Source organism: Pseudomonas sp. PvP001, from assembly GCF_040546375.1.
Lineage (GTDB): Bacteria > Pseudomonadota > Gammaproteobacteria > Pseudomonadales > Pseudomonadaceae > Aquipseudomonas > Aquipseudomonas coleopterorum.
The window spans coordinates 3,847,200-3,869,500 of the sequence record NZ_JBEPNQ010000001.1; the positions used below are offsets into that span (position 1 = coordinate 3,847,200).

Genomic DNA, 22,301 nt, shown 5'->3' on the forward strand with positions numbered 1-22,301 from the left:
TCAAGCGCTTTTCTGTTGCTGCTGCAGGCGACGCAGGGCCCGTACTTTCTGCACGGTATCGGCCACGGTGCGCGCGGCTTCCGCGCCCTTGTGCAGGAAGTGGTTGAAGAAGTAGGTGTGATGCTGCTCGCCGTCGTGGAAATGGTGCGGGGTCAGCACCACCGAGAATACCGGCACTTCGGTTTCCAGCTGCACCTGCATCAGCGCGCTGACCACCGACTGGGCGACGAACTCGTGACGGTAGATACCGCCGTCCACCACCAGGGCCGCGCCGACCACGGCGGCATAGCGGCCGGTCTTGGCCAGCAGCTTGGCGTGCAGGGGGATTTCGAAGGCGCCGCCGACTTCATAGAAGTCGATATCGGCTTCCTGATAACCCAGCGCGCGCATTTCTTCGACGAAACCTTTGCGGCTCTGATCGACAATATCCTTGTGCCAGCAAGCCTGGACGAAAGCGATCCGTTCGTGGGTGTGGCTCTTGCTATCAATTGCAGTGGGTTGCATCGGTTCATTCCTGTTCAAGAAGAAAACAGGGCATGTGGATCGAAGGGGATCTGTGGGTACATGCGTATGGCACGGCCCTGCGTTGGCCTTTTGAAGGTGTCGCAATCCCGTTCTCTCTTCATCCGGACTATGACCGTCGGCCCCGGGATCACACCGGGTCTGCTGACCTTGCGGGCCGTTGCCGACTCACAAGCGCTCGCGGGCTCGACGCGTTGCGCGCCATCACCGCCGGTGGGGAGTTGCACCCCGCCCTGAGAACGTTTGCCACCCCCCATGGGGCGGCGCGAGTTTTGTAACATACTTGCGGACGCGCTGAACAGCGGCCTGGACAATTGTTTCGACAAGGCTTGATTCGTGGCCGCGCAACCCGCAGTAATAGAAGCTGACACGAACCCGAGGCCATCATGTCCATCATCGACCTGCGCAGTGACACCGTTACTCAGCCCACGCCCGGCATGCTCGCGGCCATGCACGCAGCACCGACCGGCGATGATGTCTATGGCGAAGACCCGACGGTCAACCGCCTCGAAGCCGAGCTGGCAACCCGTCTGGGTTTCCAGGCGGCGCTGTTCGTGCCCAGCGGCACCATGAGCAACCTGCTCGCCCTCATGGCCCACTGCGAGCGTGGCGAGGAGTACATCGTCGGGCAGCAGGCGCACACCTACAAATACGAAGGCGGCGGGGCTGCCGTGCTCGGCTCCATCCAGCCCCAGCCCCTGGAATTCCAGCCTGACGGCACGCTGGACCTGGATCAGGTCAAGGCGGCGATCAAGCCCGACGATTTCCATTTCGCCCGCACCCGCTTGCTGGCGTTGGAAAACACCATGCAGGGCAAGGTATTGCCGCTGAGCTACCTGGCCCAGGCCCGCGACTTCACCCGCGTGCATGGCCTGCAACTGCACCTGGACGGCGCCCGGCTGTACAACGCTGCGGTCAAGCTGGGTGTGCCGGCCGGTGAGATCACCCAGTATTTCGATTCAGTCTCGGTGTGCCTGTCCAAGGGCCTTGGCGCACCGGTCGGTTCGGTGCTGTGCGGTACCCAGGCCTACATCGCCAAGGCGCGGCGCCTGCGCAAGATGGTCGGCGGCGGCATGCGCCAGGCCGGGATCCTGGCCGCGGCCGGGCTCTACGCACTGGATCACCAGGTACAGCGCCTGGCGCAGGATCATGCCCATGCCGCGCGGTTGGCCCAGGGACTGCAGGCACAGGGTTACACGGTCGAGCCGGTGCAGACCAACATGGTCTACGTACATCTGGATGCGCGCGCCGGCGCGTTCAAGGAATTCGCAGCCGCCCGCGGCGTCACTGTGACGGCCGCACCGCGGCTGCGCATGGTCACCCATCTGGGTGTCGATGCGCAGCAGATCGAGCAGGTCGTCGGTGTATTCGCCGATTTCGCGCGCAGCTGAACGCTTTGCTGTCCAATTGAGTGGACCAATCGTATAAACACACTGTACCCAGGCCGCAGGGCCTATATAATGCGGCCCTTTGCCGTCGCATCGCCCGTCGGGCGTGCGCACTGGCCTCTGGCCGCAGCCTGTCGTGGAAGAACCTATGAAAAGCGCAGAAATCCGTGAAGCCTTCCTTCGCTTCTTCGAGGAGCAAGGCCACACCCGAGTCGCCTCCAGCTCCCTGATCCCGGGCAACGACCCGACCCTGCTGTTCACCAACGCGGGGATGAACCAGTTCAAGGACTGCTTCCTGGGCCAGGAGAAGCGCGCCTACACCCGTGCCGTGAGCAGCCAGAAGTGCGTACGCGCCGGTGGCAAGCACAACGACCTGGAAAACGTCGGCTACACCGCTCGCCACCACACCTTCTTCGAGATGCTGGGCAACTTCAGCTTCGGCGACTATTTCAAGCGTGACGCGATCACCTATGCCTGGACGTTCCTGACGTCCGAGCTGTGGCTGAACCTGCCCAAGGAAAAACTCTGGGTCACGGTCTACGCCAGCGACGACGAAGCCTACGATATCTGGACCAAGGAAATCGGCGTGCCGGCCGAGCGCATGGTTCGCATCGGCGACAACAAGGGCGCCCCCTATGCGTCCGACAACTTCTGGACCATGGGCGACACCGGCCCCTGCGGTCCCTGCACCGAGATCTTCTACGATCACGGCGCCGACATCTGGGGTGGCCCGCCCGGCTCGCCCGAGGAAGACGGCGATCGCTACATCGAGATCTGGAACAACGTGTTCATGCAGTTCAACCGCACCGCCGACGGGGTTCTGCACCCACTGCCGGCGCCATCGGTGGACACCGGCATGGGCCTGGAGCGGGTCAGCGCGGTCCTGCAACATGTCAATTCCAACTACGAAATCGACCTGTTCCAGAGCCTGCTCGAAGCCTCGGCCAGCGCCATCGGCTGCGCCAACCAGGGCCAGGCCTCGCTCAAGGTTGTGGCCGATCACATCCGCTCCTGCGGCTTCCTGATCGCCGACGGCGTGCTGCCGTCCAACGAAGGCCGTGGCTACGTACTGCGCCGCATCATTCGCCGGGCCTGCCGTCACGGCAACAAGCTGGGTGCCCAGGGCAGCTTCTTCTACCAGATCGTCGCCGCCCTGGTGGCCGAGATGGGCGATGCCTTCCCGGAACTCAAAAGCCAGCAGGCGCACATCGAACGCGTGCTCAAGGCCGAGGAAGAGCAGTTCGCCAAGACCCTGGAGCAGGGCCTGAAGATCCTCGAACAGGATCTGGCCGAGCTCAAGGGCAGCGTCGTGCCGGGCGATGTGGTGTTCAAGCTCTACGACACCTACGGCTTTCCGATGGACCTGACCGGTGACATCGCCCGCGAACGCGAGCTGACCCTGGACGAGGGCCGGCTTCGAGCGCGAAATGAATGCGCAGCGCGAACGCGCCCGTTCCGCCAGCTCGTTCGGCATGGACTACAACAGCCTGATCAAGGTCGATGTACCCACCGTGTTCCTGGGCTACGACGCCAATCACGGCAATGGCAAGGTCATTGCGCTGTACAAGGACGGTGTCGCGGTCGACGTATTGAAAGAGGGCGAGGAGGGCGTGATCATCCTCGACCAGACGCCGTTCTACGGCGAATCCGGTGGCCAGGTCGGTGACCGTGGCTACCTGCTGGCCGGCGGTTCGCGCTTCGACGTGCGCGACACCACCAAGACCAGCGGCGCCTTTGTGCACCACGGCGTGGCCGTGCTCAGCGACCTGGCGGTCGGTGTCGAAGTCAGTGCCGTGGTCGACGAGACCCTGCAGCGGGCCACCGGCCTGAACCACTCCGCCACCCACTTGCTGCACGCGGCCCTGCGCCAGGTGCTGGGCGATCACGTGCAGCAGAAGGGCTCGCTGGTCGACAGTCAGCGCCTGCGCTTCGACTTCAGCCACTTCGAGGCGATCAAGCCCGAGCAGATCAAGGCGCTGGAAGACATCGTCAACGCCGAGATCCGCAAGAACACCCCGGTGCAGACCGAAGTGATGCCGATCGACGAGGCGCGCAAGAAAGGCGCCATGGCGCTGTTCGGCGAGAAATACGGCGACACCGTGCGCGTGCTGACCATGGGTGGCGATTTCTCGGTGGAGCTGTGCGGGGGCATTCACGCCAAGCGCACCGGCGACATCGGCCTGTTGAAGATCACCAGCGAAGGCGGTGTGGCGTCGGGCGTGCGCCGCATCGAAGCGGTCACCGGCGCGACTGCGCTGAACTACCTGAACCAGGCCGAAGAGCAGCTCAAGGAAGCCGCGCAGCTGGTCAAGGGCAGCCGCGACAACCTGATCGACAAGCTCTCGGCAGTCATCGAGCGCAACCGTGCCCTGGAAAAGCAGCTGGAACAGTTGCAGGCCAAGGCCGCCAGCGCCGCTGGCGACGACCTGTCCGCCTCGGCGGTCGAGGTCAAGGGCGTGAAGGTCCTGGCCGCACGTATCGACGGTCAGGACGGCAAGGCACTGCTTGCGCTGGTCGACCAACTGAAGAACAAGCTGGGCCAGGCCGTGATCCTGCTCGGCGGCGTGCACGACGACAAGGTCGTGCTGGTGTCCGGCGTGACCAAGGACCTGACGGCCCGGCTCAAGGCCGGCGACCTGATGAAGCAGGCGGCGACAGCCGTCGGCGGCAAGGGCGGTGGTCGTCCGGACATGGCCCAGGGCGGCGGCGTCGACGCCAGCGCCCTGGACGCTGCACTGGCCCTGGCCGTGCCGTTCGTGGAAAACGCGAACTGATTCAACCCTCGCCAGGGCTCGTGCCTTTCGCGACGAGCCCGGTGTTGTATTTAATGGGCGCCCTTCACGGGCTGAGGCGGCTTTGAAATGGCTTTGATCGTACAGAAATTTGGCGGCACCTCGGTGGGCACTGTCGAGCGTATCGAACAGGTCGCCGACAAGGTGAAGAAATTCCACGATGCCGGCGATGACCTGGTGGTCGTGCTGTCGGCCATGAGTGGCGAGACCAATCGCCTGATTTCCCTGGCCAAGCAGATCAGCGACCAGCCGGTACCACGCGAGCTGGACGTGATCGTTTCCACCGGCGAGCAGGTCACCATCGCGCTACTGGCCATGGCCCTGATCAAGCGCGGCGTCGATGCGGTGTCGTACACCGGCAATCAGGTGCGCATCCTCACTGACAGCGCGCACAACAAGGCGCGCATCCTGCAGATCGACGACCAGAAGATCCGCGCCGACCTCAAGGCCGGTCGAGTGGTGGTCGTGGCGGGTTTCCAGGGGGTCGACGAAAGCGGCAACATCACCACCCTGGGTCGCGGCGGCTCGGACACCACCGGTGTTGCCCTGGCGGCCGCACTGAAGGCCGACGAGTGCCAGATCTACACCGACGTCGATGGTGTCTACACCACCGACCCGCGTGTGGTTGCCCAGGCTCAGCGCCTGGACAAGATCACCTTCGAGGAAATGCTGGAAATGGCCAGCCTCGGTTCCAAGGTGTTGCAGATTCGCGCGGTGGAATTCGCCGGCAAATACAACGTCCCGCTGCGCGTCCTGCACAGCTTTCAGGAGGGTCCGGGCACCCTCATTACCATTGACGAAGAGGAATCCATGGAACAGCCGATCATTTCCGGCATCGCCTTCAACCGCGATGAAGCCAAGCTGACCATCCGTGGCGTGCCAGACACCCCCGGCGTGGCCTTCAAGATCCTCGGCCCGATCAGCGGGGCGAACATCGAAGTCGACATGATCGTGCAGAATGTTTCTCACGATAACACCACCGATTTCACCTTCACCGTGCACCGCAACGATTACCAGGCCGCTCTGGCCGTGCTGGAGCAGACCGCCAGCGAGATCGGTGCGCGTCAGGTGGTGGGCGATACCAAGATCGCCAAGGTGTCCATCGTCGGTGTCGGCATGCGCTCGCACGCCGGTGTAGCCAGCCGCATGTTCGAGGCCCTGGCCAAGGAAAGCATCAACATCCAGATGATCTCCACTTCCGAAATCAAGGTTTCGGTGGTCATCGAGGAGAAGTACCTGGAGCTGGCCGTGCGTGCGCTGCACACGGCCTTCGAGCTCGATGCCGCCCGACAGGGTGAGTAACGTGCAGTGAGAGAAGGGCGCGGCTAACCGCGCCCTTCTTTGTTTTCGGGCGATGTCCATGGCTTCCCACCATGGGTGAGTGCCCTTTTTTGCAGACTGTGTTGTCCCTGAAATGAAAGCGTAAGGAGAAAGGTATGCTGATTCTGACTCGTCGGTGCGCGGAAAGCCTGATCATTGGCGACGGTGAAATCACCATCACGGTGCTTGGCGTGAAAGGTGGCCAGGTACGAATCGGGGTGAATGCACCCAAGGAAGTGGCCGTCCACCGCGAAGAAATCTACCTGCGGATCAAGAACGAGAAGGACGACGAACCAAGCCATTAATTTTTATCGTTTTTTATGTTTGCAAACGGGGAAGAAGGTGGTTAATATACGCCCCGTGTTGCGGAGAGCTGGCCGAGTGGCCGAAGGCGCTCCCCTGCTAAGGGAGTACACCTCAAAAGGGTGTCGGGGGTTCGAATCCCCCGTTCTCCGCCATTATTTGCGTAGTACGTTGAATCTGGCTTTTTCTGTAAGTTGTTGAAATTACTGAAAAAAGCGCTTTACAAAAGAAATCGACGGCCTATAATGCGCGGCAACAAATGCACTCGTAGCTCAGCTGGATAGAGTACTCGGCTACGAACCGAGCGGTCACAGGTTCGAATCCTGTCGAGTGCACCATACAAGAAGCTGTTTTCAGCAATGTCTGCAGCTTCTGCTTCAACCAGTGGTAACCTGGTCCAACAAAATGCCACCTGCACTCGTAGCTCAGCTGGATAGAGTACTCGGCTACGAACCGAGCGGTCACAGGTTCGAATCCTGTCGAGTGCACCATACAAGTGAAAAGCCCGCATTTATTGCGGGCTTTTTGCTTTCTGCGTTTTGAGTGTTCTGGAAGACGGCGTCTGCTCCTCAGCCAGGTACTTGGGTCTTCTCTTTTTCTTCATGCGACTGGCTTTTTTCGGTGCCTTGACGGGCGGCGTGGGTGGCGCTGCCAACCGTGTACGTGTGCCGTCCTCGACGATCGTGACCGGCAGCCGACGGGGCGCCGCCTTGCGCGCCATGGGCTTTCTTCCGGATGCCGGGTTCAGCGCTCGCTGACGCACCCAGGGCTGGGTTTCGGGGCAGTTCGAGTGGGTGAAGGTAATGTGCCCCTGCGGGCCTTGGCAGCGTTGCACTACGTCGGCGTCGGCCGGGTGCGCCAGCGAAGCCAGCAGCACAAGCGTGGAGAAGGATCTGTACACCGGTGTCCGTCCTGGGTTGTGGATCGTGTTGGCTTGCAGACTAGTCAGCCCTGGCGACGCACGCTTTGTGCTTTGTTTACCGAATGCGTCGTCCCACCCCCGTTGAGGCATGATTTGCGAGCGTTGCACGCAAGCAGTTGTTTCACCCTGTTTTTTTCGCTATGAATCCGTACAACTTGTGTATGATTGCGCCCGTCAGCCCCGCCGGGGCTTTGGAAAACCTCCATGGACTTACCCAGTAGTTACTCGCTAAAGCTGTATACACATCAAGAATCGACCGATTGATTCTCCCGGCGGGCCCACTGCTGGGAGTGGAGTTCGCCTATGTCTGAAGTAGAAGCAAAAAAAACGCAAGAAAGCCTGCAGGATCGTCTGGCCCAGGTCATCGACCTGTTGCAGCGCCAGCGTATCGTCGAAAGCCTGGCTCATCGCCAGGAAGGCCAGCACAACGATCTGGTCGAAAATCTTGTTCACCGGCAGAACCTGGTCGAGTTGCAACGCAAGCTCGACGATCTTCACTCCGCCGACGTCGCCTACATCCTCGAAGCCTTGCCCCTGGAAGAGCGCCTGACGGTCTGGCAGTTGGTCAAGGCCGAGCGCGACGGCGACATCCTGCTCGAAGTATCGGACTCGGTACGCGAAACCTTGCTTGCGGACATGGACGATTTCGAGATCCTCGCTGCGGCCAAGGAAATGGACGCCGACGAACTCGCCGACCTGGCCTCCGAACTGCCGCGCGACGTGGTTCACGAGCTCATGGAAACCCTGGATGCCCAGCAGCGCGAGCGCGTGCGTTCGGCCCTGAGCTACGAGGACGACCAGGTCGGTGCGCTGATGGACTTCGAGATGGTCACCATCCGCGAAGACGTCAGCCTGGAAGTGGTGCTGCGTTATCTGCGCCGTCTCAAGGAGCTGCCTGGCCACACCGACAAATTGTTCGTGGTCGACTCCGACGGCATTCTCAAGGGCGTGCTGCCGATCAAGCGCCTGCTGGTCAACGACCCGGAAAAACAAGTGGCGGCGGTGATGGCCAGTGATACCGTCAGCTTCCATCCGGACGAAGATGGCTACGAAGCGGCGCAGGCGTTCGAGCGCTACGACCTGATTTCCGCGCCCGTGGTGGACAAGCACGGCAAGCTGATCGGGCGTCTGACCATCGACGTCATGGTCGACCTGATTCGTGAAGAAAGCGAAAGCGAAGCGCTGCGCACGGCCGGTCTGCGCGAGGAAGAAGACATCTTCGCCTCGGTATGGCGTTCGCTGCGCAACCGCTGGTCATGGCTGGCGATTAACCTGATCACGGCGTTCATGGCTTCGCGGGTGATCGGCCTGTTCGAAGGCTCGATCGAAAAATTGGTGGCTCTGGCGGCGCTCATGCCGATCGTGGCCGGTATCGGCGGCAACTCCGGCAACCAGACCATCACCATGATCGTGCGCGCCATGGCGTTGGACCAGGTCAGCCCTGGCAACGGCAATACCAAGCGCCTGATGCGCAAGGAACTGGGCGTCGCGCTGGTCAACGGCGTGGTCTGGGGCGGTGTGATCGGGGTCGTGGCGTATCTGCTGTACGGCAGCTGGTCGCTGGGCGTGGTGATGACTGCCGCGATGACCTTGAACCTGCTGCTCGCCGCGTTCATGGGCGTGTCGATTCCCATGGCCCTGGCCAGGTTCGGTCGCGACCCGGCGATGGGCGCCAGTGTGATGATCACCGCCGTCACCGACAGCGGTGGATTCTTCATCTTCCTTGGCCTGGCCACCCTGTTCCTGATGTAGGCCCGCGACCCCATCGCCGGACCGCCGGATCGGCATCCAGCGATGGGGTAGGGCACGTGCTTGCGTGCCCTTTACTCTACGCCTGCACCCCCTCGAAGTGTTTCATCGCCAGCGGCTTGCCGATGGGCCCGCGCCAGATGCGTTGCGCTTCGTCACCCTGCTCCTGCTGCCAGCGCAAGCCCTGCATGCGTTGATCCGGCCGCTTGATGTGGGCTTTTTCGAACTGCTCGAACCTCGCCCGCTCCCGACGGTAGTGAAAGTGTGCGTACCACAGCGGGACGGGTGGCTCGGCGGTGAGGTCACGGATGACGTACTCCTGAAGAAAATCGGGTTCGGCCCGTCCGGTGCCGATGGGGGTGCGATTTCCCACTTTGGCGATATCCACCTGGCGTTGTTCGAGTAGATAGTCCAGGTATCCCTCGGTGGGCGTCTGGCTGCTCATCGCCTGCTGGATGCGCAAGGCCCGACCCTTGGCCCGCAGCTCCCTGGCCCGCGTGCGCAGGCGCTGTGCCAGTTCATGCTCAGGCTGGCGCTGCTCGATGGCCAAGGCACGCAACTCCAGTTGCCTGCCCTGGTTGACCATCAAGTCTTCGAGATTGGCCGGTGCTTCGCCTGGGACGGCGTAGCGGGCCACTCGTCGTTCGTGGGCATCGCTGGCATCCAGCCATTTCCGGCCTTCGGCGAGCAGTTCACTCAGGGGCTGCGCAGGGCCCGGCAACGTGGTGCCCGGTGCATCGTCCTGCAGGCGCCACTGGTTGCCCACCCGTCGGTAGGTTTCCTGTCTGCCGCCAGCGCCGGTGAGGGTGAAGATCCGTTCTCCGTCCGCCCCGCGGCCTTGGTTGCCGATGAAGAAATCATGCTCGTGGGTTTCGAACACCCTGCGGCTCGAAGGGCCGGGTCGTTTGGGCCGCCGGGCGATGCTGCCCAGTTGCGGCATCATCCGGTCGGCATGGTCGATCAGACGATCCAGAGACTGCATCATCCGCTCGAACGCTTCCAGGTCGAAGCGATCCGGCCGATTGCGCCGCCAGATGTTCATCTGGTTGCGATAATCGACGTAGATCTGCCGCGAGCTGCGAAGCACGTTCTGTCGCTCGCGCAGGTCGGCTGCGGTCTCGAGCAGCTGATAATGGCTCTCCAGACCGTTATGGAAGCGGTTTCTCAAGGGCCGGGTATCGAGCAGGTGATACATCTGCGATACATCGCTGACGTCCGCAGTTCTGTGCGCCAATTGCGTCAGGTTGGAGGCGCGGCCGATTTCCAGGTCCGCGTCTGTCAAGGCGTCCAGCACTTCGCGCAGCTGGGCGCGGTCGCTACGCTGGGTCACCCGGCCGGTCCAGGTCTCGGCCTGCTGCAGGCGCTGCCTCATGAGTTCGAACTGTTGGTCCATGGCCAGGCGCATGCGGCGTTGTTCGAGCATTTTCGCCACGGGTAGATCGAACAGCTCCCCCGGGGTACGGACCTGGTCGAGCGCTTCGATCAGCTCGTTGATCGTGCGTCGGGCCAGGTTGGCATGGTTGATCTTGCGTCCTGCGACGATATAGGCGACCTCGCTCTGGAATTGCTTGTTGCGCTTGAGGAAGTCACGGGAGACCAGGCCTTCGTGTTCCTGCAACAGCATGTAGAGCGTTTCGGCGCGCTGGATGTCGCTGGCACACGCCGCTTCGGCACTGGCGCGCCGCTGCGGGTCGGCGGCTTGCGTCATGATCAGCGGTTCATGGCGTTCCAACTGCGTGTGCAGCTGTCTGTTCTGGTGCTCGATGCTACCGGAGAGTTCGAAGTGACGGCGGTACTGGCGATCCACCAGCCAGCGCGGCAGTCGTTCGCGGACAGCGGCAGGCCAGAGCGGCTGCAAGCCATCGGCGGCGCGATGGCCGAGATAGCCCAGCACGCCACCGCCGCCCGCCAGCCCCTCCTTGATCAACGTGCCGTAGAGCGCGCCATGGGTCTGCCAGCGCCCGCTGGGATCCAGTGCAATGGGCTGCGCATAGGTCTTGCCGGCCGTGCCGTGCAGGCGCCAGGTCTGCGGGCTGGCGTGAAGCGTGACGCGGTAGGGTTGGCCGTCGCGCAGAATGAAATCGCCGTCGGCATGGCGGTAGATACCACGGTACAGACCCTGGGTGGCCGGTTGCAGGTCACTCAGGTCCAGCGGCAAGGTATAGCCATAACCGATGAAAGGGTCGGGTCTGCCTGCCGAGGCTGACTGCACCGCGCGGGGGCCGCCTGCGCGCCTGGCCAGCATCGACCACTGTCTTGCGCGAGCCCGCAAGCGGCCGCCGGCGGGGAGCGAAACGGCGCCTGGGACGATATCGATGGCCGCATCGATCAGGGCACCGAGCATGGCTTCCAGCTGGTCCAACCCTTCGCTCACATGGCCAGCACGCCACGCACCGACTGCGGCGTTGGCGGCCGTCCAGGCATCGAGCAAAGCCACTGCGGTGCCGACGAAGGGCAGGACGCCGAGGGCCATTTTCAGGTAGTTGAATACGTTGCCGTGGGCCAGGGCCGCTTGCTGCAGGTACAGGGCATCATTGCTGCGCCCTCGCCGGCGCTGGGCTTCGATGAGCCGACCCATGTGCGCGTCGAGCAGATGACTGGCCAGCGAGGTGGTGGCTGGCCAAGGGTGGCCGACGCCAATCAACGCGTCGAAGTTGCGCAACCCTGCCTGATCGATTCGCGCCTTGTGGCTGGCGGCGCTGCCGGCAATGGCCCGATCGGCCAGGTAGTCGGCCATCGTGCTGTCGAAGCTCAGGTTGAACAGCCCCAGGCGTGCGGCTTCAAGGCTTGGGTATTCGCGCAGGCAGCGATGGTCGGGAGCGTCGGGCAGGTACAGCAGGGTTGGGCCGCCGCTGCGATCGTGAATGAAGGTCAGCCCGGACAGCGTGGTGGGTCGATCATCGGTATCGCTGCCGCCGACCGTGAGCCGCGCGGGCAGTAACTGCACGTCTTGCCCGCCAGCGCGCCAGGCCGATGCTGCGCTGGCGTCGATGGCGAGCACGGCCAGGGCGTGGCCACGGGTGCTGATCCAGCCCCGATGACGGGCATAGTCGCTTTGCATGTGCAGCATCAGCCGCATGGGTTCGAGCAGGCATTCGCGCTGATGGGCCTGGGCATAGGCAGACTGTCCGGCGCGACCCAGGAACGCCTGGCGGATCTTGTCTTCGCATGCCTGCGCCAGATCCAGGTCGCGCACCGTTCGACGCAGGTAGTCGAGATCGATGCCGGCCACGACCCGAGCGCGCTGCTCGGCATCGGCGCCGCTGACCTTGACCTGCATGAAGCCCAGACGTTGCAGCACGTCGTCGTCGATGTTGTGCTGCGCCAGCCGGACGAGGGGCCATGGCGTGCGTTCCGGGCCCGCGCTGGCGACGGTCTGCTGCGGCGTGCCAGGCGCGCCGGAACCGGACACGGGTTGTTTGCGATGGATGACCCGGTCGGGGATGTCGATCACCACTTCCACGTCGTCGGTCAGCTCGAAGTCGGTGCGCAGTCGCTGCTGCAGCAGCGCATGGGCGTAGCGATCGAGGTCCGGCAGATCCCGTTCCAGTTGCCGATTGGTTGCACGCACCGCGCGCACGTAGTCGCTGAGCAAAGCCTTCAGGCGCCCACGGTCCTCAGGTGCAAGGGTTTTCAACCAACCGGGCAGTTCACCTTCCAGGCGCTCGCTGAAACCTTCCTGGGCCAGTTGCACATAGGCACGGTCGCGCGCGGCGTGGGCAGGTACCAGCAATTGCTCGTAGGTGGATGCAGTCAGTTGCTGCAGGGCTTCCAGGCGCTCCGGCGCATGAGTGGCGGCCGGCAGACGCGCGATGAGCTCACTGGCCTGTTGCTCGCACGCGGACAGTTGATTCTGCAGGCCATAGTCGAAGAAGTCGCCGGCCACCGGGGACAGGTGCAGGGTGACATCGTGGGTACCTGCACTCAGGCGCAACAGTGTGCGCTTGAGGTGGGCCACGGATTCGAACGGCTCCAGGCCGCCGCCGACGCCTGGCCAATACACCAGCACGGAGCCGTCACTCGCCGGTGTTTGCGTGGGCATGAACGCCACCACGCCGGGCAGTTCCTGAGTCAGGGTCGTGGTGGTGGTACCGCTCAGACTGGCGACGGACAGTGCCAGCGCGCAAGCGAGGCCGCTCTCGGTGCCGCGCGTGCTTGCTTGCGGGTGAGCGAGCAGGCCGTGCATCAATTGCACTTGGGGCGGGGTCAGCAGCCCCAGCGCCTGTTGCACGGCCACTTCGGCGCGCAAGCCTTCCAGGCGCGCCTGGTACAGGGACGAATAATGCGCGTTGGGCAAATAGCGCAGGCGGTAGAGATCTTCCAGCCGTTCGGCGCCCAGCAGCCCGGCCGCTGCCTGGGCCGCGCGCTGCTGGGCGGCGGTCAGGGCGGCGAGAAGGCCCTTGAGGCGCACCCAACCTGGGCTGTCGGAGCCGGCTGGCAGCTCGTCCCCGAGCAGCTTCAGCATTGCCTGATACTGGCGTTTGAGCTCGGCCCAGCGATGGTTCTGCGGAATGTCAGGGCTGAGGCTGCCGAACGTGGTGAAGTTGTCGACACTGTGCGGCGGCTCGGGGGGGTCGAAGGCGGTCAGGTTGGCGAACGGCAGTGCGGTTGCGGGCAGGCTTGCAGCGTCGGTTTTTTCTGCAGACGGATCCTCATCGTAGGAACGCGGCAAGGTGCGCGCCGCTTCCAGATAGCGCGTGCGGCTGTGGCTCAACCATTGCTTGCAGGCGCTGGAAAGCTGCGCGGGTTGGTAGCTGAGCTTCACGGCGGCATCGGCGGGCAGGGTTGCGTGGGGCCAGACCTGAGAACGATTCTGCAGCAGGTAGGTCTGCAATGCCTGGCGATCGGCAAAGGCCAGCAATGCGGGATCGTGTGAGGGCAGGTAGAGCAACTGCGCGACAGGCGCATCGCTGTCCAGGGTCAGCAGCAGGGCTCCGGCAGTTTTCAAGCGGGTGCCGTCGGCCGTCTGCAAGGCGACGGTTTCCACATAGATCTGTCGCGAGTGTGTTTCGCTACCGCCTTCGAGCAGGGTCAACAGCGGCAGGAGCTGGGTGTGGTTCAGTTGACCGTGATAGTAGGCGAGCTGCGCAGCCGCCTGCAGGTGGTCGAGGAAGGCTTGTTCGGCCACCGCTCGACGCGAGACCGCCGAATCGGGTGCACGGCCGTTCCAATAGTCGATCCAGTGTTGCCTGCGTCGATCCTCCAGCGCCTGATCGTCCAGCGGTGGCTGCTGCGCCGGGAGGGCGTCGCTCGCGCGCGGCGCGTGCGCAAGCAGTGTCTGCAGGCGAGTGCGGGCGCGTTCCCAGAGCAGGGAGCCCTCCTGCAACAGGTTGTCGTGGCGCATCGGATAGGTACGGTAGGTCAGCGCACGGGCAACGAAGGGGGTAGGGGCATCGTTCATGTAGACGGTTTCCTGATGTCGAGGCGATGACCGGCAGGGTCATCGCGCTCGCCATTACGAACCGTGAGCGAGGCGCCAGGGCGCTACTTAGATAGTGCCTGGTCTGCCGGACTCAGCGTACCGCGCTGACGCCGTCCAGGGTCGAGAACGAGGTGTCCTTGGCAGTCAGCAGGAAGTCACGCATGTAGGGCGCGTCGAGCATGTCGGTGCGCACCGCTGCATACAGCGTCGCGAACAGGCCCTTGTCGCCCAGGCGTTTGGCCTTCACATAGCCGCGCGAACTGTATTCGTGCAGCGCCCAGTGAGGCATGCCACAGACGCCGCGACCGCTGGCCACCAGTTGCATCATCATCACCGTCAGTTCGGAGGTGCGCACCTGCGCCGGCTCGATGTCGGCCGGCTCCAGGAAGCGCGTGAAGATGTCCAGGCGGTCGCGCTCCACCGGGTAGGTGATCAGGGTTTCGCTGGCCAGGTCTTCGGGCACGATGAAGGGTTTGCTCGCCAGTGCGTGCTGGTTGGCCACCGCCAGCATGGCTTCGTAGGTGAACAGCGGTACATAGGTAATGCCTGGTAGCTCCAGTGGATCAGAGGTCACCACCAGGTCCAGGTCGCCGCGGGCGAGGGCCGGCAAGGGCGCGAAAGCGAAGCCGGAGGCCAGGTCCAGTTCCACTTCCGGCCAGGCATCGCGGAATTGGTCGATGGTCGGCATCAGCCATTGGAAGCAGCTGTGACATTCGATGGCCATGTGCAGCCGGCCTGCGGTGCCGCCGGCCAGACGAGCGATGTCACGCTCGGCGCCGCGCAATAACGGCAGTGTGGCGTCGGCCAGCTGCAGCAGGCGCAGCCCGGCGCTGGTGAAGCGAATCGGTTTGGTCTTGCGCACGAACAGTTGCATGCCCAGGCGCTCCTCCAGTTCCTTGAACTGGTGGGACAGCGCCGACTGGGTCAGGTGCAGGCGCTCCGCAGCTTCCACCAGGCTGTCGGCCTCGCGCAGGGCGTGCAGGGTTTTCAGGTGACGGATTTCGAGCACCTTGGTCTCCATGAGTAGAACTTGTGATCAACACGAAAAGATTGAGTTTGTCTCATGTTGGTGTGGTTGTCGACAATGGCGCCATCATTTACAAGGAGCTGCACTCATGGCACTGGCCCACACCCTCGGATTTCCTCGCATCGGCGCCGACCGCGAACTGAAAAAGGCGCTCGAAGCGTATTGGAAAGGCGATCTCGATCAGGCAGCCCTTCGTCAGACCGGCCGCGAGCTGCGTGCCCGCCACTGGCAGTTGCAAGCGCAGGCCGGCATCGAATTGCTGCCGGTGGGGGACTTCGCCTGGTATGACCAGATGCTGGCCCACTCGGCTGCCTTCGGCGTGGTGCCCAGCCGTTTCGCCGATGCCCTGGGCGCCGATGGCAGGCCCACGCTCGACACGTTGTTCGCCATGGCGCGTGGTGCCGGAAGCTGTTGCGGCGGTGCAGCGGGCGAGACCCAGCATGCTTTGGAGCTGACCAAGTGGTTCGATACCAACTACCACTACCTGGTGCCTGAATTCAGTGCCGACCAGCGCTTCGTGCTCAGTTGGGAGCAGTTGTTCGAAGAGGTCGACGAGGCCGTCGCGCTCGGATACAAGGTCAAGCCCGTGCTGATCGGGCCGCTCACGTACCTGTGGCTGGGCAAGGCCAAGGGCTCGGCCTTCGACAAGCTCGACCTGCTCGAACGCCTGTTGCCGGTGTACGGTGAGATCCTTTCGCGCCTGGCCCGGCAGGGGGTGGAGTGGGTGCAGATCGACGAACCGATCCTGGGCCTGGATTTGCCCCAGGACTGGAAGAATGCGTTCGAGCGCGCCTACCACATTCTCCAATACTCACCGCTGAAGAAGCTGCTGGCGACCTACTTCGCCAGCCTGGACGACAACCTCGGCCTGGCTGCGGGCCTGCCGGTAGATGGCCTGCACGTCGACCTGGTGCGCGCGCCCGAGCAGCTGCCGGCGGTGCTCGATCGCCTGCCCACCTACAAGGTCCTCTCGGTCGGGGTGGTCAACGGCCGCAACGTCTGGCGCTGCGACCTGGAGGCGGCGCTTGCGCACCTGCAGCAGGCCCGCGAGCGTTTCGGCGCCAATCTGTGGGTGGCCAGTTCCTGCTCGTTGCTGCACAGCCCGGTCGATGTGCGCCGCGAGGATCGACTCGATGCCGAACTCAAGAGCTGGCTGGCCTTCGCCGTGCAGAAGTGCGAGGAGATCGCCGTGCTCGTGCAGGCCCTGAACACACCCGAAGCACTCCAGGTAAAGCAGGCGCTTGCTCAGAGCCAGGCGGTAAGGGTCAGTCGCGAGCACTCACCGCGCATTCACAAGCCGGCCGTGCAAGCGCGTCTCGCAGCGGTGACGCCTGCCGATACGCAACGTTCGTCGGCCTTCGCCACGCGCATCGACGTACAGCGGGCGCACCTGCGCTTGCCGACGTTTCCTACCACCACTATTGGTTCCTTTCCGCAAACCGCATCGATTCGTCTGGCTCGCCAGGCGTACAAGTCCGGCAAGCTCTCGGCCAACGACTACACCGACGCGATGCACGTCGAGATTCGCCATGCGATCCAGGTTCAGGAGCGTCTGGGCCTGGATGTGCTGGTGCATGGCGAGGCCGAGCGCAACGACATGGTCGAGTACTTCGCCGAGCAGTTGGATGGCTACCTGATCACCCGCTTCGGCTGGGTACAAAGCTATGGTTCGCGCTGCGTCAAACCGGCGGTCATCTACGGCGACATCAGCCGCGAGCGCGCCATGACCGTGGACTGGATCACCTATGCCCAGCGACAGACCGGCAAGTGGGTCAAGGGCATGCTGACCGGTCCGGTGACCCTGCTGATGTGGTCGTTCGCCCGCGAAGACCTGCCGCGGGAAGTCCAGGCACGGCAGTTGGCCCTGGCGGTTCGCGACGAAGTGCAGGACCTGGAACGCGCCGGGATCCGCATCATCCAGATCGACGAGGCGGCGTTTCGCGAGGGGCTGCCGCTGCGTCGGGCACAGTGGCCGGCCTACCTCGAATGGGCCGTGCAGGTATTCAGGCTGTGCGCCAGTGGCGTGGCCGATGCGACGCAGATTCACACGCACATGTGCTACAGCGAATTCAACGACGTGATCGAGGCCATCGCCGCCATGGACGCGGATGTCATCACCATCGAGACCTCGCGCTCGGACATGGAGTTGTTGCAGGCCTTCGAAGCGTTCGAGTACCCCAATGACATCGGCCCGGGGGTGTACGACATTCATTCGCCGCGCGTCCCGGACACCGAACAGATGCTGCGCTTGCTGACCTTGGCCGCAGCGCGTATCCCGGCCGAACGGTTGTGGGTCAACCCCGATTGCGGGCTGAAGACCCGTGCCTGGCCCGAAACCGAAGCGGCGCTGGTCAACATGGTGGCGGCCGCGCGCCAGGCCCGGCAACGGCTGGCCTGAGCGCGAACCACAGACCGTACAGCGGAGTTCATCAAACGGTCACAGAAGTGTGGCAGCGCGATGTACGAAAAGTCATCAGACTCGCGCCTCAATGGGGTTCTGCGTTCTGGTGCAAGTCATGCGTCTATGGGTGTTTCTGACCGCGCTGCTGTGCGGTCAGTGGGTTTTTGCAGCTGCACGCTGCGATGTCGATGTTCCGCTTCAACACGCTCCACTGGCTCAGGTCAGCCTGGCCTATCAAAGTATCGGTCGCGTTCAGGACCCAGCGCTGTTGCTGGTGATGGGGCTGGGTGGGCAACTGATCGACTGGCCCGATGAAGTGGTCAGCGCCCTGTGTGAGCAGGGCTTTCGGGTGATTCGCTACGACAATCGCGATGTCGGCCTGTCGACCTGGTCGCAGCCGCCGCCGTCGGCCAACCTGGCCTTCGAGGTGCTGCGCTACAAGCTGGGCCTGGCGGTGTCGGCGCCGTACAGCCTGACCGACATGGCCGATGACGCACTGGAATTGATGGATGCGCTGCAGGTGCAACGCTTCCACGTGCTGGGCGCGAGCATGGGCGGGATGATCGCCCAGCACCTGGCCGATCGTGCGCCGCAGCGGGTGCAGAGCCTGACCCTGATCATGTCGAGTTCGGGCGCGCCGGGCCTGCCGGAGCCGCGTCCGGCCTTGCTTCAGCTGCTGGCCAAGCGCAGCGCGCCGAGCCGGGAGTTGGCGCTGCAGCAGCAGGCTGACTTGCTGGCAGCGTTGGGCAGCCCGCAGATCGCCGATGATCGCGCCGAGCTGCTGCATCAGGCGCAGGTGTCATACGACCGTGCGTTCAATCCACTGGGGGTGCAGCGACAGATCATGGCGATTCTGGCCGAGCCCAGCCGGGTGGCCTTGCTCAACCGCCTGCGGGTGCCGACGCTGGTGGTGCATGGCACGGCCGATCCGCTGCTGCCGGTGATGCATGGGGTGCATCTGGCGGCGCATATCAAGGGCAGCCAGTTGCGGCTGATACCGGGGTTGGCGCATCGCTTCCAGGAGGCCTTCAAGGCGCCGCTGTTGGGGGCGGTGTTGCCGTACCTGGCGCAGCAGCGGCAGCGGGAGGGAGTGTTGGCGGGGTTGTAGTGGGTTGTGGGGTGTCAGGCGGGGCCTCTTCGCGGGCAGAGACCCGCTCCCACAAGTAAAGGCTCACTAGGTCTCTGTGGGAGCGGGTCTCTGCCCGCGAAGAGGCCCGCAAGCCAATCACACCTATCAGTTCAACCCGTACTTCTTGACCTTGTCGAACAGGGTGGTCTTGGCCATGCCCAGCTCCTGGCTGGCCTGGCTGAGGTTGCCCGCCGTTCGCTGCAGAGCCTCGGTCAGCAAGTTGCGCTCGAACGCCTCCACCGCTTCGGAAAAGCCCAGGCTGACCACGCTGGCCGCACCGTTCTTCTTGAAGGCCGGCAGGCCCAACGCATAGCGCTCGGCCACGTTGCGCAGTTCGCGGACGTTACCGGGCCAGTCGTGGCTCATCAGGCGCGACACGGTCTGCGCATCGAGTTCCGGCGGCTCGCGGTCGAAGCGCAAGGCGGCCAGCTGCAGAAAATGCTGGAACAGCTCGAGAATGTCTTCACGGCGCTCGCGCAGCGGCGGCAGCTCCAGCGTGACCACGTTGAGGCGGTAATACAGGTCGCTGCGAAACTGGTTCTGCCGGCTCAACGTGTCCAGATCCGACTTGGTGGCAGCGATAAGACGGCAATCCACGGCAATGCTCTGATTCGAACCCAGGCGTTCCAGGGTGCGTTCCTGCAGCACCCGCAGCAGCTTGATCTGCAAGGGGATGGGCATGCTTTCCACTTCGTCGAGGAACAACGTGCCCTGGTCGGCGTGTTCGATCTTGCCGATGCGGCGCTTGCCGGCACCGGTGAAGGCATTGGCCTCGTGACCGAAAATCTCGCTTTCGAACAACTGTTCCGGCAGCCCGCCGCAGTTGAGCGCCACGAACGGCTGTGGCTGACGGCGGCTGAAGTCGTGCAGGCAGCGGGCGACCAGCTCCTTGCCAGTGCCGGTTTCGCCTTCGATCAGCACGTTGGCCGAAGTGTCGGCGACATTGGCGATCAGCTCGCGCAGGTTCTGCATGGCCGGTGAGCGACCGATGATGCGACCTTCCAGGGAGCTGCGCTCGGCCAGTTGCCGACGCAACGAGCTGACCTCGCGGGCCAGGCCGCGCTGCTCCAGCGCGCGGCGGACCACGTCCACCAGGCGTTCGGGCGAGAAGGGCTTTTCCATGAAGTCGTAGGCGCCGCTGCGCATGGCACCCACGGCCATGGAGATGTCGCCATGGCCGGTGATCAGCACCACCGGCAGGCTGGGGTCACGCGCCTTGAGTTGGCTCAGCAGTTCCAGGCCGTCCATGCCGGGCAGGCGGATGTCGCTGACGACGATGCCGGCGAAGTCGTCGCCGATGCACGCCAGCGCGGCCTCGGCACTGGCCACGCCCTGGCTGGGTATGTCTTCCAGCGCCAGGGCCTGCTGGCAGCCGAGCAGTACATGGGGGTCGTCTTCGACGATCAGGACGGTCAAGGCGTTCATGGCGACTCGCTGGGCGACGCTGCCGCAAGCGGCAGGCTGAGAATGAAAGTGGTGCCACCGTCGGCCGGGTGCTCGACGGCCAGGTTGCCACCGGCGGCGGCCGCCAGGCTGGCCGACAGGGTCAGGCCAAGGCCCAGGCCGTGATCGCCGGGCTTGGTGGTGAAGAAAGGTTCGAACAGGTGCTTGCGGGTCTCGACATCGATGCCGTGGCCGTTGTCGCGCACGCGCAGGGCGTAGCGTTCACCCTCCATGCGGCCGTCCAGCCACAGCGTCGGTTCCGATGCGCCGGCGGTGGCATCCAGCGCGTTGCCGATCAGGTTGACCAGAATCTGCTCGAGACGGGTCTGGTCGATCGCCAGTTGCAGCTCGGCGCACGTGCGTTCCACGCTCAGGTGGCTGGCCTCGATGCGGCTGGCCAGCACCTGCAGCGCACCGTCCAGGGCCTTGCCCAGGCTGGCCTGACCCTTGTCGTCGCCACGCCGAGCGAAGGAGCGCAGGCTGGCAGTGATGCGGCCCATGCGATCGATCAGTTCGTTCATGGTGCTCAGGTTGGTGCTGGCCGTGTCCAGCGCACCGCGCTCCAGGAAGCGCACGGTATTGCCCGACAAGGTGCGCAGCGCTGCCAGCGGCTGGTTGAGCTCGTGGGCGATGCTGGTCGACATCTGCCCGATGGCCGCCAGCTTGCCTGCCTGGACCAGTTCATCCTGGGCCTTGCGCAGGGTTTCCTCGGCCTGACGGCGTTCACGGATCTGGCCCTTGAGCCGTTCGTTGCTGGCGCGCAGGTCCTGGGTTCGCTCGGCGATGCGGCGCTCCAGGTGGCTGTTGGCCTGTTCCAATGCCTCACGAGCGGCCAGACGGGTGGCCAGCACCTTGCGGCGCTCGTTCCAGGCGATCAGCAGGAAGGCCAGCAAGGCAAACGCCACGGCCACCAGCACGCCCTGGACGATGGCTTCGTGGCGCAGGTCCTGCAGGGACGTGAGCAGGGTGAAACGCCAGGGTGTGTCGGCCAGGCGCCGCGACTGCGACAGGTAGGTGACGTTGATGTCCTTGCCCGGCTTGTCGGTGTGGGTGGCGAAGGTCAGCAGCTCGACGCCATCGGCCAGGCTCTGGCGGGCGAGGGGTTCGAGCTCGTTGAGCGGCCACCAGTAATACTGCAGGCTGCGCGCCAGGCGCTCCTTGATTTCCGGGGTCAGCGGGCGTATCGACTTCAGCCGCCGTGCCGGATCGCTGGACAGGATGATGATGCCGTTCTCGTCGCTGACGAAGGCTTCCAGCCGAGCTTTCTGCCAGCGTTCCTCCAGCGCCTCCAGGCGCACCTTGATGACTGCCACGCCGATCAGCTTGCCGTGTTCCTCCAGGCCATGGGCGAGGAAATAGCCAGGCTCGCCAGTGGTGCTGCCGATGCCGTAGAAGCGACCGGGCTGACCACGAATGGCCGCCTGGAAGTAACCGCGGAAGGACAGATCCTCGCCGAGGAAGCTGTCGGCATCGCGCCAGTTGCTGGTGGCCTGCACGCGGCCGGTGGTGTCGAGCACATAGATGGCGCGGCTGCGGCTGCGCCGGTTCAGGCCTTCCAGGTAGTCGTTGACCGCTTGGCGATGTTCGCCGTCGGGGTCGTTGAGCAGGGTCGAGACGCTGTCTTCGAGCTCCAGCAGGCTGGGCAGGTAGGTGTACTTGGTGATTTCGCTTTCGACCGCACGCGCGTGCAGTTCGAGCTGCCGCTCGCCGTTCTCGGACAAGGCACGAATGCTGTTGTGCTCACTCACCAGAAAGCCCACGTAGCCCAGGCCCAGCGTCAACAGCAGGATCAGGGGCGGGAGGAACAGTTGGCGAATCAGGCGGGGCTTCACGATCAGGTCAGGCTTTGTGGCGGGCAGGCATTTCATCACAGTCGCCTTCAA

Annotated in this window: 12 protein-coding genes, 3 tRNA genes, 1 pseudogene and 1 riboswitch; of the genes and pseudogenes, 10 read left to right on the forward strand and 6 right to left on the reverse strand. The window is 64.0% G+C overall.

Features of this window, described 5'->3' with window-relative positions; genetic code table 11:
- Positions 1-504, reverse strand: coding sequence for a 6,7-dimethyl-8-ribityllumazine synthase (locus ABMD26_RS17645; RefSeq protein WP_122743668.1), 504 nt, complete (start codon positions 502-504; stop codon positions 1-3).
- Between the two features lie 105 nt (positions 505-609).
- Positions 610-767, reverse strand: a riboswitch (FMN riboswitch).
- A gap of 141 nt (positions 768-908) precedes the next feature.
- Here ABMD26_RS17645 and ltaE point away from each other — a divergent pair.
- The 7 genes and pseudogenes from ltaE (at position 909) to ABMD26_RS17680 (ending at position 6,816) form a co-directional block, all read left to right on the forward strand.
- A complete protein-coding gene (ltaE, locus tag ABMD26_RS17650) occupies positions 909-1,913 on the forward strand; it encodes a low-specificity L-threonine aldolase (RefSeq protein WP_354310968.1) in 1,005 nt (334 codons plus the stop codon).
- 145 nt (positions 1,914-2,058) lie between these two features.
- Positions 2,059-4,684 (forward strand): annotated as a pseudogene (alaS, locus tag ABMD26_RS17655) (alanine--tRNA ligase).
- An 87-nt stretch (positions 4,685-4,771) separates the two neighbouring features.
- Positions 4,772-6,004 (forward strand): aspartate kinase, encoded by a 1,233-nt coding sequence (locus tag ABMD26_RS17660; protein WP_049862150.1) that lies wholly within the window; start codon positions 4,772-4,774, stop codon positions 6,002-6,004.
- Positions 6,005-6,138: 134 nt separating this feature from the next.
- Positions 6,139-6,327, forward strand: coding sequence for a carbon storage regulator CsrA (csrA, locus tag ABMD26_RS17665; RefSeq protein ID WP_043185394.1), 189 nt, complete (start codon positions 6,139-6,141; stop codon positions 6,325-6,327).
- A gap of 62 nt (positions 6,328-6,389) precedes the next feature.
- Positions 6,390-6,480 (forward strand) — tRNA-Ser (locus ABMD26_RS17670).
- 106 nt (positions 6,481-6,586) lie between these two features.
- A tRNA-Arg gene (locus ABMD26_RS17675) sits at positions 6,587-6,663 on the forward strand.
- A gap of 76 nt (positions 6,664-6,739) precedes the next feature.
- A tRNA-Arg gene (locus ABMD26_RS17680) sits at positions 6,740-6,816 on the forward strand.
- 20 nt (positions 6,817-6,836) lie between these two features.
- Here the strand turns inward: ABMD26_RS17680 and ABMD26_RS17685 are convergent.
- The gene (locus ABMD26_RS17685; protein WP_134723352.1) at positions 6,837-7,046 is read right to left on the reverse strand and encodes a hypothetical protein; all 210 of its coding nucleotides are present in this window, start codon (positions 7,044-7,046) and stop codon (positions 6,837-6,839) included.
- Between the two features lie 504 nt (positions 7,047-7,550).
- On the opposite strand from ABMD26_RS17685, the gene mgtE reads away from it, so the two are divergent.
- The gene (mgtE, locus tag ABMD26_RS17690) at positions 7,551-8,999 is read left to right on the forward strand and encodes a magnesium transporter (protein WP_049862149.1); all 1,449 of its coding nucleotides are present in this window, start codon (positions 7,551-7,553) and stop codon (positions 8,997-8,999) included.
- Between the two features lie 76 nt (positions 9,000-9,075).
- On the opposite strand, the gene ABMD26_RS17695 is transcribed toward mgtE, so the two are convergent.
- Entirely contained in the window at positions 9,076-14,397 is a 5,322-nt protein-coding gene (locus ABMD26_RS17695) for a dermonecrotic toxin domain-containing protein (protein WP_354310972.1), read from the reverse strand.
- A 112-nt stretch (positions 14,398-14,509) separates the two neighbouring features.
- Positions 14,510-15,427, reverse strand: a complete 918-nt coding sequence (metR, locus tag ABMD26_RS17700) for a transcriptional regulator MetR (protein ID WP_049862367.1) — start codon at positions 15,425-15,427, stop codon at positions 14,510-14,512.
- A 106-nt stretch (positions 15,428-15,533) separates the two neighbouring features.
- Here metR and metE point away from each other — a divergent pair, with 106 nt between their 5' ends.
- Together metE and ABMD26_RS17710 are read left to right on the forward strand one after the other, a co-directional pair.
- Positions 15,534-17,843 carry a 5-methyltetrahydropteroyltriglutamate--homocysteine S-methyltransferase gene (gene metE / locus ABMD26_RS17705; RefSeq protein ID WP_354310974.1) on the forward strand — a complete coding sequence of 770 codons (2,310 nt, stop codon included), beginning with the start codon at positions 15,534-15,536 and terminating at the stop codon, positions 17,841-17,843.
- 91 nt (positions 17,844-17,934) lie between these two features.
- Positions 17,935-18,954 carry an alpha/beta fold hydrolase gene (locus tag ABMD26_RS17710; protein ID WP_354310976.1) on the forward strand — a complete coding sequence of 340 codons (1,020 nt, stop codon included), beginning with the start codon at positions 17,935-17,937 and terminating at the stop codon, positions 18,952-18,954.
- Between the two features lie 126 nt (positions 18,955-19,080).
- Here the strand turns inward: ABMD26_RS17710 and aauR are convergent, their stop codons facing one another.
- Both aauR and aauS read right to left on the reverse strand, forming a co-directional pair.
- Positions 19,081-20,400 (reverse strand): two-component response regulator AauR, encoded by a 1,320-nt coding sequence (aauR, locus tag ABMD26_RS17715; protein ID WP_192067592.1) that lies wholly within the window; start codon positions 20,398-20,400, stop codon positions 19,081-19,083.
- Positions 20,397-22,286: a two-component sensor histidine kinase AauS gene (gene aauS, locus ABMD26_RS17720; RefSeq protein WP_049862145.1), complete on the reverse strand. Its 1,890-nt coding sequence runs from the start codon at positions 22,284-22,286 to the stop codon at positions 20,397-20,399. Before aauS ends, aauR begins: the two co-directional genes overlap by 4 nt.
- Positions 22,287-22,301: the final 15 nt, after the last annotated feature.